Raw genomic sequence first — 14633 nt, 5'->3', positions numbered from 1 at the left:
TTGAGAACCATTCTCATTTAGATTGCTAACCACTAACCTCAAGGGACCATGAAATTGACCATCAATAGACTTCTTGCATTCAGCCTCTTCTTAGTTGCCACACTTCACTTTTCTTTGGCCCATGCAGGCGAGGGAGTGTTTGGCTGGATATACACCTTAGATTTACAACCCAAGGGCAAGCTGGAGTTTGAGCAGCGCCTGCAACTCAATCAACAGCAAGCAGCAGGAACTTACGATGCATTAACCGCTAGGACCGAACTGGAATATGGTTTAACTAACGACTTACAGGTTGCTGGCTATATCAACTCTTACTACACCAATGCAAATCAAAATTACACTAATCCAGAAGCTTGCGGAGATACTCCAACCTGTACCGGCGGTTACGGAGTACCTTCTTCGCATGACCCCTCAACAGCGTATAAGAAAAGTGGCATTGAAGGTGGCTCTCTAGAAGCAATTTATCGCATCACCAATCCAGTGACTTCGCCTGTAGGTGTAGGGCTTTATTTAGAGCCGACATGGGGAAGAAATAAAGATGAGCTCGAGGCGAGACTCTTGCTGCAATCTAACTTTATTGATGATCGATTAATTTTGGCGGGTAACGTTGTAGCTGCGAATGAGCGCTTAAAGTTTATTGAAAACGGCAACGTTCCTGAATCGATGCTCGATTTCCTGGTGGGCGCGAGCTATCGCTTTGCCCCCAAGTGGTCGGCTGGTGTGGAGGCACGTTTTCATAATGATTATTCAGAGCTAAATTTACGCAATCAAGTCCAAAGAGCCACTTTTGTAGGTCCCAATATGCATTACGCAGCCAAAGACTGGTGGGTTACTGGCGCTTGGCGCTATCAACTTGCAGGCGGCACCTGCATGGGTGGTGGAGAGGCCGAATGCTCAGATGCTCGCGTCTGGGATAGTCACTCAGTAAATGAATTCATTGTCAAAGTTGGCTTCCCACTTAATTAAGCGAAAGAAATTATGGAAATTCAGAATCTATTAGTTGCAGCTTTAGCTCATTTGCTGAAGTTTCAAGCCACCCAATGTCAAACAGCCAAGAAAAGAGCGTTGATGATGTTTGACAAACTCTCAAATGTCCAAGGCATCAACCCAGAAATTCAAGCACTTTGTAATGAAGCGAATGAATTACTTACTGCCTAAATTCATTACATAGATATCACCCCATGATCTGGAAACCTAACCCCTTAGCTCTTATTGGCATAGCAATGATGAGCGCACCAATCATTGCCCATGCAAAAATTTATGTTTCTGCAGAGCAAGCTCTAAAAATTCTTTTCCCCAACAAAATACTGACGAAGAATCCCGTCATCATTACGGATGATTTGCAAGAAAAGATGCGTATCGCATCCAGTATTCGTTACCCCTTTCAGGGCGAGCGCATCTGGAGGGCAGCTGATGGTAGCTGGTTTGTGGTTGACGAAGTCATAGGAAAACATGAAATGATTACTTATGCCGTTGCCATCAACCCAAATGGTGGCATCGCTGGTATCGAAGTTTTGGAATACATTGAATCTTATGGTTATGAAGTAGCAGAAGCGCAATGGCGTAAACAGTTTGTAGGTAAGACCGTAAATGACCCCATCAAGCTTAATCAAGATATTCAGAATATTGGTGGCGCAACACTTTCTTGCAAACACCTTACTGATGGAGTGAAGCGGGTAACGGTTTTATATGACCTAGCCCTGAAGAACACCCATTCAAAACCCAGCCTCGGAAAGTAACAATGCTTCGTTGCAAACCACTTCTTGGCACCTTTGTAGAGATCTCCATACATCAAGATGATGGGCCAGCGGCTGTTGATAATGCTTTTGCAGCCATTCAAAATATTCATGACCTCATGGGATTTCATGATCCTGAAAGTGAGCTAAGCCAAATCAATCGAAGTGCCCACATGGAAGCAGTTGAGATTCATCCATGGACTGCGCAAGTCATCCGAATTGCAAAAGAGGTTCACCTTGAATCCGATGGCCTATTTAATTGTGGAATAGGCCATCGTCTGGTTGCTGCGGGATTATTACCCCGCCATATCAACTTCTCCAATCATGATCTTGGTGGCGTTGAAGACATTCACTTCCTAGCGCCTGACTTGATACAGTCCCGCCGCCCGGTCTGCCTTGATCTGGGTGGAATCGCCAAAGGGTTTGCAGTAGATATGGCGGTGAGAGTCTTGATATCAGAGGGCATCACATCCGGCTCAGTGAATGCTGGTGGTGACCTACGGGTTTTTGGGAATACCTCCCTCCCAATTCAAGTTCGTCATCCTGAGAGATCTGAGGAGTTAATTCATATCGGATCTTTGAAAGATGGAGCTATTGCCACAAGCAGCCTTTACTTTGCAAAAAGAGATGGTCAGAGGAGTCATATCATCAACCCTCTAGCCCAGAATTTTTCCGAGGTTCATGTGGAGATTGCTGGGTCATTCTCTATTCTTGCAAAAGAGTGTGTTTATGCTGATGCACTCACCAAGGTTCTAGCCTTATCCAATAATGAGCATCACCCTTGCTTTAGTCATTTCTCAGCGCAAGCACTAAGGATAGTCGCATGAGCCGCCTTGGGAAGATGCCTCGCTGGCAAAGAACGTTTGTCATCTGCGGCATGATGGCCTGCTCAATCACTGGCCTGATGTATCTTCTAGGGCATCAATTTCAGATCCAAAGATCCACTCTTGGCACCCATAGCATTCTCACAGCTCATGGCATTGCTGCAATGCTGGCTACCTTAGCTCTTGGATCAGTAATGCCATTTCATATCAAGGTGGGCTATAAGTCCAGAAAGCAGTTGTGGAGTGGCTTTAGCCAACTGGGCTTTCTATTTGCACTTCTCATTACCGGCGGAATGCTTTATTACGGGCCAGAGGAAATCCGCGATACTGCAATTGACACCCATTGGATTATGGGGCTAATGTTCGCTGTCATCTTCTTATTGCACCTAACCGTCATTAGGAAGCCAAAAACAATGGTTAGCTAAATTGTGAGAGTGATATAAACAGATTTATTTTTTACAATAATGACTGTAGAGTAAGTTCATGACCGATAACGTTATGTCACTGGAAAGGGAATAATAAATTTGCTTACCGTCTCTACGTGTCTTAACCAACTTTTTAGTACGTAGTACTGTCAGCTGTTGCGATAAGGTTGGTTGATGTATTCCGGTTGATTCCTCCAGGTCCCCAACGCACCGCTCCTCAACAGCGATTTCACACAACAACATCAGTCGACTCGGGTTTGAAAGTACTTTTAAGAACTCACAAGCCTTTGTGGCAGAAGACTGCATCTTCTTAAGTTCTGCAATTCGTTTTTTTTCGTTCAACATGAAAATTACAGTGCGTTAAGAGGAATCTTTAAATATGAAATCCCGTTGCTTTCCTTCGGAGGCATATCACCTGCGCGAATGTTAATTTGAATCGAAGGCAAAATAAGTACCGGCATATCTAATGTGGCGTCACGCTTACTACGCATCTGAACAAACTCATCCTCAGTAATACCATCATGCATATGAATATTCGATTTCTTCTGTTCAGCTACTGTTGTTTCGTAATTTACTGGACGCCCATTTGGCGGATAGTCGTGGCACATAAATAATCTAGTCTCACCAGGAAAACTTAAAATCCTTTGCATCGACTGATAAAGCGTGTGTGCATCACCGCCTGGAAAATCACATCGGGCAGTTCCAACGTCAGGCATAAACATGGTGTCGCCTACAAAAATGGCATCACCTACTTGATAAGCCATACAGGCTGGCGTATGACCGGGAACAAAGAGGGACTTAAAGCTTAGATTTCCAAAGTGAATTTCTTCCCCATCTTTAAGCAAAGCATCAAACTGAGAGCCGTCCGCTTGAAATGCCTCTTCCAAATTAAACACTTTTTTAAATACCCCCTGTACCACCGAGATATGATCACCTATAGCAATCTTGCCGCCTAATTTTGATTTTAGATACGGTGCCGCTGAAACATGATCTGCATGTGCGTGGGTTTCTAAAATCCATTCTGTAGCCAGGTGATTGGCCTTGACGAACTCAATCACTTCATCGGCTGATTTCGTTTTAGTACGCCCTGACTTATGGTCATAATTAAGCACTGAATCAATGATTAAACATGGTGAACCCGGTTTCTCATAAACCACATAAGTTACGGTCCAGGTATCCGGGTCAAAAAAGCCCTTAACAATCGGTTTCATCTATTTATCCAATTTGCTGTAAATGATTTATTTTATGATAAATACTATATAAAAATGTAGACTAATCATAAACCCTGATAGCCAATCACTATAATTCAAGCTATTTTATTGACCTAGATCTAATAAAACATAGAGGTGGAGATAGTATGACTTCAGAAAAATCGAGTTCCAATGTATTTGACGTAGTAATTGCAGGCGGTGGCGCTGCTGGCATAGGCTTAGCTGCTAGCCTGAAATCCAGAGACCACTCTCTAATTATCGCAATCATTGAGCCCTCTGAAGAGCACTATTACCAACCCTCTTGGACGCTAGTGGGCGGCGGTGCATTTAACGTCAAAAATAGTCGTCGTCAAACTAAAGATCTCATTCCATCAGGAGTGCGCTGGATTAAAGAGAAGATTGTGGGCTTCAATCCAGAGGCCAATGAAGTTCTGGTTAGTAATGGTGCTGCAGTTAAATATAAGCAACTAGCAATTGCAACAGGCATTAAGACAAACTGGGATGCTATACCCGGGCTAAAGGAAACACTTGGTAAAAATGGGGTGACCTCTAACTATAGTTATATGTCCTCTCCTTATACCTGGGAACTTGTTCAAGGCCTGAAGTCTGGGAAAGCCATTTTTACTCAACCTCCTATGCCAATCAAATGCCCTGGCGCACCTCAGAAGGCAATGTATCTATCTTGCTATGAATGGCAGAAGCAAGGTCGCCTAAACAATATTGAGGTTGAGTTAGACAATGCGGGTGGCGCACTCTTTGGTGTAGCCGACTTTGTCCCGCCACTTATGGAATATGTCAAAAAATATCACGCCAAACTCAATTTCAATAGCAATCTCATTTCCGTGGATGGCCCAGCTAAAAAAGCGATTTTTGCAGTCAAGGATGCAGATGGAAATGTTACGCAGGTTGAAAAATCCTTTGACATGCTGCATGTAGTACCCCCGCAAGGCCCTCAAGACTGCCTCAAGGGAAGCCCTGTTTCCAATGCTGATGGCTTTGTAGATGTAGACCAATTCACCCTTCAACATACTCGCTACCCGAATATCTTCGGACTTGGTGATTGCTGTTCGTCGCCAAACTCTAAAACTGCTGCAGCAGCCAGAAAACAGATTGTGGTCGTCGCAGAGAACTTACTAGCAGCAAAACACAACAAACCCCTGCCAACTAAATATGATGGTTATGGCTCATGCCCACTGACGGTAGAGAACGGGAAAATTGTTTTGGCAGAGTTTGGCTTTGGTGGAAAACTCTTGCCCACTTTTCCTTGGCTCATTAATCCACTTAAGGCTACAAGACTCGCTTGGATTCTGAAGAAAGATGTTCTTCCTTGGCTTTACTGGAATGCGATGCTCAAGGGAAGAGAGTGGTTAGCGCGTCCATTTGAAAATTAATTGATGGACTTTTTGCCCTACCTAACCTTAGCAATTGGAGTATTTGTTGGCGTCTTAATGGGCCTGACGGGGGCTGGGGGCGGCATCTTATCAGTACCATTACTGGTGTTTCTTCTGCATCTGCCAATGTCAGAGGCAGGCCCGATAGCATTAACAGCAATTACTGTTTCGGCTTTTGCAGGCGCTGTAATTGGATTCAAGGCCAAAGCACTTCGCTATAAAGCAGCCATGTTAATGGCGATTTTTGGCCTGGTCCTATCCCCGGCTGGTTTATGGCTAGCTCAGAAGGTACCGAATACTCCGCTACTAATATTATTTAGCCTGGTGTTGATGTACGTTTCTATTCGGATGCTTTTACAGGTTGCCAGAAATCTTTCCGGAAAACCCCTTCCACAAATTAAAAGTCCACCCTGCCAACTAGACTCATCAATTGGAAAGCTGATTTGGACAGTGCCGTGTGCTCGTGCACTAATGTTCTCTGGCGCCATTGCTGGATTTTTATCGGGCCTATTAGGTGTTGGTGGCGGATTCATTCTAGTTCCCGCCTTAAATAAATTCACTGACCTGCCAATGAAATCAATTGTTGCCACCTCACTTGGTGTTCTCGCAATTGTTTCTGCTGGGGGTGCCTTTATCTCCCTTGCATCCGGAACTCTGAATACAGCCATTGCAATTCCTTTTGCCTGTGGTTCGCTATTGGGACTTCTGCTAGGAAAAGTATTGGAGCGAAAAATAAGCGGCCCTAGAATTCAGCAAATATTTGCAGTCTTTACGTTGATCATTGCCGTGAGCTTAATGATCAAAGCAATAAATCATTGACGCCATCTTTTAGTGCCCCCTAAAAGACCACTGTCCTCCCTCCTCTTTATACTCAGCTTTAGCCTTTTAGGAGTTCTGCTGATGTCCATTCCAAAGCCAAGCACCTTTCTATCCACTTCCATTAGCGCCGTCTCTGGCAAGGTAAGCAATCTCAATAATGAGCTACTGGAGTACGTAAACCCAGAAAAGCCTACTCACGACCACTCTTCGCAGTATTACAAACGCTTTTTTATTTCCAAATTTAATTTGGGCGATACAGCAGTCGAAGCAAAGTTTTCATCCCCCATGAAAATTACCGATGGTGATCAGATCACCGTATCGGGATACCCAAAGGGTGGTAGCTTTCAGGTTCTTGCCTATAACAATCAAACCCAGCAAGTAGCCAGCAATGAAAATTGGGTTGTATTGTGCTTGGGCGCAGCCTTCTTTCTTGCGGTAGCTATAGGCTTACTGAATAGTGAACTAGTAGCCGAAGGCGCATTGATTCCAAAGCTCTTCTTGGTTGGCTTTACCTTGGTTGCCCTTTACATGGGCTATCGCGCTTTGCTGATTCGAGAGGCTATAAAGCTCTTATCTAGCTAAAGAAAAAGCCCTTATTACTAAGGGCTTTTTTATTACTTTCAGCTTAGACAGCTACTTAGTGACTACCAGCACCACCCAGGTAAGCCGCTTTCACAGCAGGATCATCCTTGAGCTTTGCAGCAGGTCCGTGAGTAGCAATCTTGCCGTTCTCCAGCACATAACCGTAATCAGCTACGTTTAAAGCTGCAGCAGCAAACTGTTCAACCAACAACATGGTTACACCCTGTGATTTCAAGTTAGAGATGATTCTAAATACTTCTTCAACCAAGATTGGAGCAAGGCCCATGGATGGCTCATCCAAAAGAATGATCTCCGGGTTCAGCATCACAGCACGAGCCATTGCTAACATCTGCTGCTCACCGCCAGACAAGGTACCAGCCAATTGATTGCGACGCTCTTTAAGGCGCGGGAACATTTCAAGAGACTTTTCTAAGTCATGCTTGATGTCACCTTTTGGGCGGCTACCTGTGAAGCGTGGAAACGCACCGAGCAACAAGTTGTCAGTGACGGACATTGTTGTAAACACGCGGCGGCCTTCAGGACTATGAGCCAAACCTAGGCGGGCGATTTTATGAGAGTCGTAACCGTCAATTTTTTCGCCACCCAATGTAACTTCACCGGCCGTTGGCTTAATCATGCCAGTAATAGCGCGCATGGTGGTAGTTTTGCCAGCTCCGTTTGAGCCTATCAAAGTAATCACCTGTCCTTTAGGAACATCAATATTGATGCCATGGAGGACTTTTACTTTGCCGTAGCCTGCTTCAAGATTCTTAATAGATAACATGGTATTTACCGATTCAATATGTTCTAGTGATTAAGTACCCAAGTAGGCATGAATCACCTTCTCGTCTGCCTGAACTTCAGCTGGCTTACCTTCTGCAATCTTCTGACCAAAGTCCAATACAGAAACGGTATCGCAAACTGACATCACCACATCCATGTGATGTTCAATCAGGATGAAAGTAATACCGCTATCGCGGATCTTACGAATAATGCGCAAGAGTTCTTTGATGTCTGGCGCTGTTAAACCAGCAGCTGGCTCATCCAACAAGAGCAACTCAGGATCCAATGCCAAGGCACGAGCAATCTCCAGCAAACGTTGCTTACCGTATGGCAAGTTACGTGCTTCTTCATTGGCTAAATCATCTAGGCCAACGAATTTAAGCAATGCCATTGCACGTGCATGTGCTTCAGCTTCTTCTTTCTTGTAACGTGGCAGATGCAAAGCAATCTCCACCATGTTGGATTTGAAGGTGTGGTGCAAGCCAACCAAAATATTTTGGATAGCAGTCATCTCGCCGAAGAGCTGAACGTTTTGGAAGGTGCGTGCGATACCAGACAAAGCGATATCGGAAGAAGTCTTACCAACAACACTTTCGCCTGCGTACAACACATTACCGGCTGTAGGCACATAAATACCAGTCAACACGTTCATCATGGTGCTCTTACCGGAACCGTTAGGGCCGATCAAACCATGAATAGTGCCGCGCTTAATACTGAGATCAACATTGTTCAATGCCTTTAAGCCGCCGAACTGCATCAATACAGAGTCCACTTTCAGGAGCTCAGCACCCGTATTTTGATTGGCAACAGTACTAATGAAGTTAATGGAATCATCCACCTCTTCGTGATCGCCGCCGCGAGTAGTTTTAGCTTTGCCAACCATCGCCTGGTAGAAGCTTTTCGCGAAACCAACGATACCGCTTTGCAAGTAATACACCACTAGCAAAATCATGAAGCCGAAAATACTCAAACGCCAGTCAGAAATGCTATTTAACCAGAATGAAAATGCTGCTAAGCCCACCACACCAATAATAGGAAGAGCTACACGCTTTGGAGTGGTTATCTTCTTAGATAGAGCCATGCCAGCACCCACTACCACCACGACTGCAATGATTGAAGCGACGATACGGAATAGATTGATGTCATCTAACAATTTTGGCAACAGCACAATAATAGCTGCGCCAATAATCGCGCCTAAACGTGACTTACGACCGCCCATGATAATCCCGAGCAAAAACAAAACAGCCAGCTCATTGTTATAGGTGTTTGGTGAAATATATTGCTCAGAATAGGCATATAAACAACCAGCTAAACCAGCAAAGCCAGCGCTAATCACAAATGCAATCACCTTAAAGCGGTATACGGAAACACCCATACAGTCGCAAGCAACTGGACTATCCCGTAAAGCCTCAAATGCACGACCCATCTGTGACTTCACAAAACGATCCACCACAATTAAAGCCAAAATTGCGATTGCAGAAACTAGCCAAAAATACTCAGCGTTACTCATCGGCGTTCCCATTAACTCTGGGAGCGTTAGCTTTATCCCCAACGGACCTTCGGTTAACCAATCCATTTCATTAATAAGGATCTGCGCAATGGTTCCAAAGGCTAAAGTCACCATGGCCAAATAAGGACCAACTACCTTGAGAGCAGGCAATGCCAAAATGCCGCCAAAAATGGCTGTGACAATAATAGATGCAGGAATAGTGGCCCAAATTGGAAGCCCGAGATGGAAGAACAAAATGCCAGCTGTGTATGAGCCAATACCAAATAATCCAGCGTGGCCCAATGAAACCTGACCAACATAACCAACAACAATATCCAAACCAAATAATAAAATGGTGTAAATCAGAATTGTTTCAGCTAAGTGAATGTAATAAGGGTTATGAATTACCAACGGAAAAATAAATAATCCGGCAATAGCAATTAATAGTGGTAACAGAGACTTCTTCATCATTAAACTTTCTTAATCGCAGATTTACCGAAGAGACCAGATGGTTTGTACGCCAATACAAGCAATAACAAAATCAAACCAGGCACATCTTTGTAACCAGTAGAGATATAAAAACCAGTTGCCGTTTCTACAATACCAAGAATCAAGCCACCAACAATAATGCCGAGGCCGCTAGATAAGCCGCCAATAATCGCAACTGCGAAAGCCTTCAGGCCTAAAGCGCCGCCCATGGTTGCGCCAGTCAGGGTTAAGGGTGCAATCAATACGCCCGCGAACGCTGCAGTTAAAGAAGAAAGTGCATAAGAGAAGGTAATGACTACGCTGGTATTAATACCCATCAAGCCAGCTGCATCACGGTCGTTTGCTGTCGCAACAACCGCTTTACCGTAAATAGTTTTGCGGTTAAAGAACTCTACCAACAACATCATCACTAATGCGCCAACGACTACTAAAATTTCCATTGGGAGAATATTTGCACCCAAGAAGCTCATTGGCTCCATTGGTAACGGCGATGGAAATGGCAATGCATCACGACCCCAAATATTTTCAGCCACGTTCTTGAAAATAATACCGAGAGCGATGGTAGACATAATCCAACCAAACTCCGATTTAATCTTGATTGCAGGACGTACGCCGATGAGCTCTACAAAGCTACCTTGCAACATACCAAACAAGCAAACCACTGGAATCATCACCCAGTAATTCATGCCAAAGGTATCTACGCAAGTTAAACCTACAAGAGCACCTAACATCAGCGCTTCACCCTGACCGAAGTTCAAGGTGCCAGATGTGGCAAATGTGAGCTGAAAGCCGAAAGCGATGACCGCGTAGATCATCCCCACCGCTATGCCGCTCGAGAGGATTTGTGCAAACATGTCCATGTTATTGGCCTAAATATTCTTAAAACTGTTTTATTAACGAATCCGACATTGTAAGCAAAACGCCGCTTGTAGGCGGCGTTTTGCTTTATCTAATGCTGCAGTGCAAAATAATTATTTAGATTGCCTGCCTTAGAGCTTAAATTACTTCTTTTTCGCTGTAGCATCCTCAGCATTTAAGAACTCAACGCGGCCATTTTCAACTACACCCATCACCACGTCTTTTGCCTTGATAGCCTCATGGTCAGTCGCAGTAAATGGCTTGTTATAAGTCATTACAACGCCGTCAACTGGAGTCTTCAGATCTTGCAATGCCGCCAAAATCTTTGGTCCCTCTGTGCTGTTTGCCTGCTTGATAGCTGCAGCCAATAGGTATACAGAATCGTAACCTTGAGCTGCTGATACTGGAGAAGCAATGATGCCATTCTTTGGCTTGAACTCTTTTAGGTATGTATCTACGAATACCTTACGCTTTGGAGTAGTTGCAGGCTGCTGAATGAAAGTCTCAGGCATGGTTGCACCGTTACCGTTCTTACCGGCTGTATCAATGAAGCTAGCCATAGACAATGTCCAGCTACCAATGATTGGCTTTTTCCAACCCAACTTTGCCATACCGTTAGCAATTTGTGCCAACTCAGGTCCAATTGCGTATGTCAACACAACGTCGGCTCCAGCATTCTTTGCTTTGAGTAACTGTGAAGTCATGTCAACGTCACCGATGTTGAACTTTTCAGTTGCAACTGGGGTAACGCCGTAACCTTTCAATGCCTTCTCTAAGTCCTCACGGCCTAACTGGCCATAGTTTGTTGAGTCAGCCAAAATAGCCACCTTCTTCAAGCCACGCTTCTCAACGGCTTCTTTTGCAATCATAGGAGCCTGAATGACATCAGGAGCGGCATTGCGGAAAACATAGTTTTCAGCAGCATTAGGGAACTGATGAGTAATCAATGTGCCTGTAGCTACGTTGTTCATTACTGGGATCTTTGCTTCTTGATAAAAGCGCTGTGATGCCAATGCAACACCAGTGTTGATGTAACCCAAAGTAGCTACTACTTTTTCGTTGTTAATCAATTCTTGTGCAATTTGTACGCCACGCTCGTTTTTCGCTTCATCATCGCGCTCAACCAAAACGATTTTGTTGCCGTTGATACCACCAGCAGCATTAATTTCTTTTGCAGCCAGGCGAACGCCGTCACGCATACTGACACCCATTGAGGATGAACCACCAGTAAATGGACCTGCAACACCAAGTTTGATATCGGCAGCATATGCGCCGGTTGTAAGCATTGCAGCAGCGGCTACTGCAAAAATGTGATGACGAATGTTCATAAAGTCTCCATGACTAAAAATTGCTAATTAATAAATACTTTTTTATAGGTAAAACCAAAACGAACAGTAATCTTACTGTTAATACAAAGGCAAAAAAAGGACTTTGTATTAGGGTTTTACATTAGCTCTAGAGGCTTATGAAAATCGCTGCTTAAGGCTACGTTCAATATTTGGCCAAAAAAGGTTGATGATCAGTCCAAGGATTACCAGACCTGCTGCCAAAATTTTCCATGCCGGCAAAGACTCTCCTAAGAAATAGGCTGCAGCCCCCATGCCAAAAATAGGTACCAGCAAAGGCGCAGGTGCCACCACTGCCGCCGGATGCTTAGAAAGGAGCCAGGCCCAAGCCGAATAGCCAAAGATGGTATTCCCCCAGGACTGCCAAAGTACGCCGGCCCATGCCCCTACTGGAGCTGAGGTTAAGGAAGTATTCATATGCTCCCACCCGCCTTCAAAAAGGAAAGAAATCGCAAATAGAGGAGGAATCGCAAAAGCGCTCGCCCAAACCACATAGGCCAGCATATTAATAGAGCCTGCCCTGCGGCTAACCGTATTGGCAACCCCCCAAGAAAAGCCGGTAAATACCACCAAAGCAAGCCCCAAGAAGGTGGTTGTGGCATCGGTGTGCAGCGCAATAATTCCCAAGCCAGTCATGGCAACTAGCACCGCCAGCATTTGATAAGTACGTAAACGCTCTTTGGCAAAAAACATCGCAAAGCCAATAGTAAAAAATACCTGAGTCTGAATCACCAGAGAAGCGAGGCCCGGGGAGATACGACCATTGATCGCAAAGTACAGAACTCCGAACTGCCCCACGCCCACTGCCAAACCATAAATACAAAGATTGACCCAAGATGTTTTAGGTCTTGGCACAAAGAAGACCAGAGGAAGAAATGCAAAGGTATATCTCAGTGCGGCAAATAAAAATGGTGGAAAAGCTGTGAGTGACAATTTAATCACGACAAAGTTCGTGCCCCACACTGCCACAATGGCTAACGCCAGCAATAGATGACTAGCGGGTAATGAATAGCTTTTCTGTGAAGTCTTAGGCACGCGTCAGCAATTCCGCCACGCGCTCAGCGATCATCATGGTGGGGGCAGCAGTATTGCCTGAGGTAATCGTAGGCATCGCCGAAGCATCGACTACACGCAGATGATGAATGCCCCTCACGCGTAATTCAGAGTCGAGCACCGCCATCGGATCGTTATCGCGACCCATCTTGCAAGTGCCCACCGGATGGAAGATGGTTGTACCAATGTCCCCCGCCGCTTTAACCAGCTCATCATCCGTTTGATATTGCACGCCCGGTTTGTATTCCTCAGGAGCGTAAGGACCTAGGGCGGCCTGCTGGGCAATCTTACGAGTTAAGCGCAGAGATTCTGCTGCTACCTTGCGATCTTCATCAGTCGACAAATAATTTGGGCTAATGACTGGTGGCGCTTCGGGGTCGATCGAATTGATGTGAACGCAACCCCTCGAGGTAGGGCGTACATTGCAAACGCTTGCCGTAAAGGCATTAAATGAATGCAAGTCTTCACCAAACTTTTCTAATGACAAAGGTTGTACGTGATATTCCACATTGGCACGCTTTTGCTCTGGTGAACTATAGGCAAATGCACCGAGCTGTGATGGCGCCATTGACATTGGGCCAGATCGCTTGAAGAGATACTCCAAGCCAATCATCATCTTTCCTAACAGCGTATTGGCTTTGGTGTTCAAGGTCTTAATACCATTCACCTTGTACACCATGCGCAACTGTAAGTGATCTTGTAAGTTCTCGCCAACACCCGGGAGATCAGCGATCACGGGGATGCCCAATTGCTTTAAATGTGCAGCAGCGCCAACACCGGAGCGCTCCAGTATTTGTACACTACCAATCGCGCCTGCACTCAATAACACTTCGCCACCCTGCTCGATGGCACATAAGGCTTCGCGGGATTGGCCATCCTTGATGTATTCAACCCCAAGACAATTTTTAGTAGCGGGATCAATTTTGAGCTTAGTAACAATGGCTTGAGTTAATACCGTAAGATTGGGTCGCTTTGCTGCATCCCTTAAAAAAGCTTTGGAAGTATTTAAGCGCCAACCAGCACGTTGACTCACATCGAAGTAACCCACGCCAAAGTTATCACCACAATTGAAGTCCTCTGAGGCTGGTATACCTGCTTCAACTGCGGCCTCTTTGAAGCGATCCATGATGGGCCAACGTAAGCGCTGCCTTGAAACAGTCCACTCACCACCCTTACCATGCCACTCATTTGCAGCGCTGTGGTAATCCTCAAATGATTTGTAGCGCCTCAGTGCGTTTTCCCAAGACCAAGAATCGTCACCCGTTGCTTGCACCCAAGATTCGTAATCGCCCGCTTGGCCGCGCATATAAATCATGCCGTTAATAGATGAGCATCCGCCCAAAACACGCCCGCGGGGATACAACAATGAGCGGCCATTCAAGCCTTTTTCAGCAGCTGTTTTAAAACGCCAATCTGCCCTTGGGTTATCAATGCAATACAAGTACCCAACTGGAATGTGAATCCAGATGTAGTTATCGTTTTTGCCAGCCTCAATCAACAAGACCTTCTTGTTGGGATTTTCAGTTAAACGCTTAGCCAACATGCAGCCAGCACTACCCGCTCCGATGATGATGTAATCGTAAGTATTTGCTTGAGTCATATATTCGCTGCTTGAAACAAAGTTGATCCT

At 45.1% G+C, this 14633-nt stretch carries 16 protein-coding genes; 8 read left to right on the top strand and 8 right to left on the bottom strand.

Translation table 11 applies throughout. The features are described 5' to 3' along the window. The first annotated feature begins 48 nt into the window (after positions 1–48). Genes ICE90_RS03285 through ICE90_RS03265 form a run of 5 tightly spaced genes read left to right on the top strand, consistent with a single transcriptional unit; the run spans position 49 to position 2982 of the window. Entirely contained in the window at positions 49–963 is a 915-nt protein-coding gene (locus ICE90_RS03285) for a DUF6662 family protein (protein ID WP_216190900.1), read from the top strand. A gap of 12 nt (positions 964–975) precedes the next feature. Beyond that, positions 976–1155: a hypothetical protein gene (locus tag ICE90_RS03280; RefSeq protein WP_215321555.1), complete on the top strand. Its 180-nt coding sequence runs from the start codon at positions 976–978 to the stop codon at positions 1153–1155. Between the two features lie 23 nt (positions 1156–1178). Further along, positions 1179–1736, top strand: a complete 558-nt coding sequence (locus tag ICE90_RS03275; RefSeq protein ID WP_215359299.1) for an FMN-binding protein — start codon at positions 1179–1181, stop codon at positions 1734–1736. 2 nt (positions 1737–1738) lie between these two features. Then, complete coding sequence (locus ICE90_RS03270) at positions 1739–2560, top strand: FAD:protein FMN transferase (RefSeq protein WP_216190898.1); 822 nt, start codon at positions 1739–1741, stop codon at positions 2558–2560. Beyond that, positions 2557–2982 carry a hypothetical protein gene (locus ICE90_RS03265; RefSeq protein WP_216190896.1) on the top strand — a complete coding sequence of 142 codons (426 nt, stop codon included), beginning with the start codon at positions 2557–2559 and terminating at the stop codon, positions 2980–2982. Before ICE90_RS03270 ends, ICE90_RS03265 begins: the two co-directional genes overlap by 4 nt. 24 nt (positions 2983–3006) lie before the next feature. Here ICE90_RS03265 and ICE90_RS03260 read toward each other — a convergent pair whose 3' ends face one another. Then, positions 3007–3288, bottom strand: a complete 282-nt coding sequence (locus ICE90_RS03260; protein ID WP_369411868.1) for a metalloregulator ArsR/SmtB family transcription factor — start codon at positions 3286–3288, stop codon at positions 3007–3009. Positions 3289–3332: 44 nt separating this feature from the next. After that, complete coding sequence (locus tag ICE90_RS03255) at positions 3333–4193, bottom strand: MBL fold metallo-hydrolase (protein ID WP_215321550.1); 861 nt, start codon at positions 4191–4193, stop codon at positions 3333–3335. 146 nt (positions 4194–4339) lie between these two features. On the opposite strand from ICE90_RS03255, the gene ICE90_RS03250 reads away from it, so the two are divergent. From ICE90_RS03250 to ICE90_RS03240, 3 genes are all read left to right on the top strand, one after another. Continuing rightward, positions 4340–5584, top strand: coding sequence for an FAD/NAD(P)-binding oxidoreductase (locus ICE90_RS03250; RefSeq protein WP_216190895.1), 1245 nt, complete (start codon positions 4340–4342; stop codon positions 5582–5584). 3 nt (positions 5585–5587) lie between these two features. After that, complete coding sequence (locus ICE90_RS03245; protein ID WP_215321548.1) at positions 5588–6403, top strand: sulfite exporter TauE/SafE family protein; 816 nt, start codon at positions 5588–5590, stop codon at positions 6401–6403. A gap of 81 nt (positions 6404–6484) precedes the next feature. Beyond that, positions 6485–6985, top strand: coding sequence for a hypothetical protein (locus tag ICE90_RS03240; protein ID WP_216190893.1), 501 nt, complete (start codon positions 6485–6487; stop codon positions 6983–6985). Positions 6986–7040: 55 nt separating this feature from the next. On the opposite strand, the gene ICE90_RS03235 is transcribed toward ICE90_RS03240, so the two are convergent. The 6 genes from ICE90_RS03235 to ICE90_RS03210 all read right to left on the bottom strand — a co-directional run bounded on the left by ICE90_RS03235 (position 7041) and on the right by ICE90_RS03210 (position 14603). Further along, positions 7041–7769 (bottom strand): ABC transporter ATP-binding protein, encoded by a 729-nt coding sequence (locus ICE90_RS03235; RefSeq protein ID WP_215321546.1) that lies wholly within the window; start codon positions 7767–7769, stop codon positions 7041–7043. Between the two features lie 30 nt (positions 7770–7799). After that, the gene (locus tag ICE90_RS03230; RefSeq protein ID WP_215321545.1) at positions 7800–9728 is read right to left on the bottom strand and encodes an ATP-binding cassette domain-containing protein; all 1929 of its coding nucleotides are present in this window, start codon (positions 9726–9728) and stop codon (positions 7800–7802) included. Further along, entirely contained in the window at positions 9728–10606 is an 879-nt protein-coding gene (locus ICE90_RS03225; protein ID WP_072583996.1) for a branched-chain amino acid ABC transporter permease, read from the bottom strand. The genes ICE90_RS03230 and ICE90_RS03225 overlap by 1 nt, the downstream gene beginning before the upstream one ends. Positions 10607–10747: 141 nt before the next feature. Beyond that, a complete protein-coding gene (locus ICE90_RS03220; RefSeq protein WP_216157620.1) occupies positions 10748–11932 on the bottom strand; it encodes an ABC transporter substrate-binding protein in 1185 nt (394 codons plus the stop codon). 135 nt (positions 11933–12067) lie between these two features. Beyond that, entirely contained in the window at positions 12068–12985 is a 918-nt protein-coding gene (locus ICE90_RS03215) for an EamA family transporter (RefSeq protein ID WP_216190891.1), read from the bottom strand. Next, complete coding sequence (locus ICE90_RS03210; protein ID WP_216190889.1) at positions 12978–14603, bottom strand: GMC family oxidoreductase; 1626 nt, start codon at positions 14601–14603, stop codon at positions 12978–12980. The genes ICE90_RS03215 and ICE90_RS03210 overlap by 8 nt, the downstream gene beginning before the upstream one ends. Positions 14604–14633: the final 30 nt, after the last annotated feature.

This window comes from Polynucleobacter sp. AP-RePozz3-80-G7 (assembly GCF_018882145.1).
Classification (GTDB): Bacteria; Pseudomonadota; Gammaproteobacteria; order Burkholderiales; family Burkholderiaceae; genus Polynucleobacter.
The sequence above is the reverse complement of the archived record's forward strand: the minus strand, read 5'-3'. Positions and strand labels throughout refer to the sequence as shown.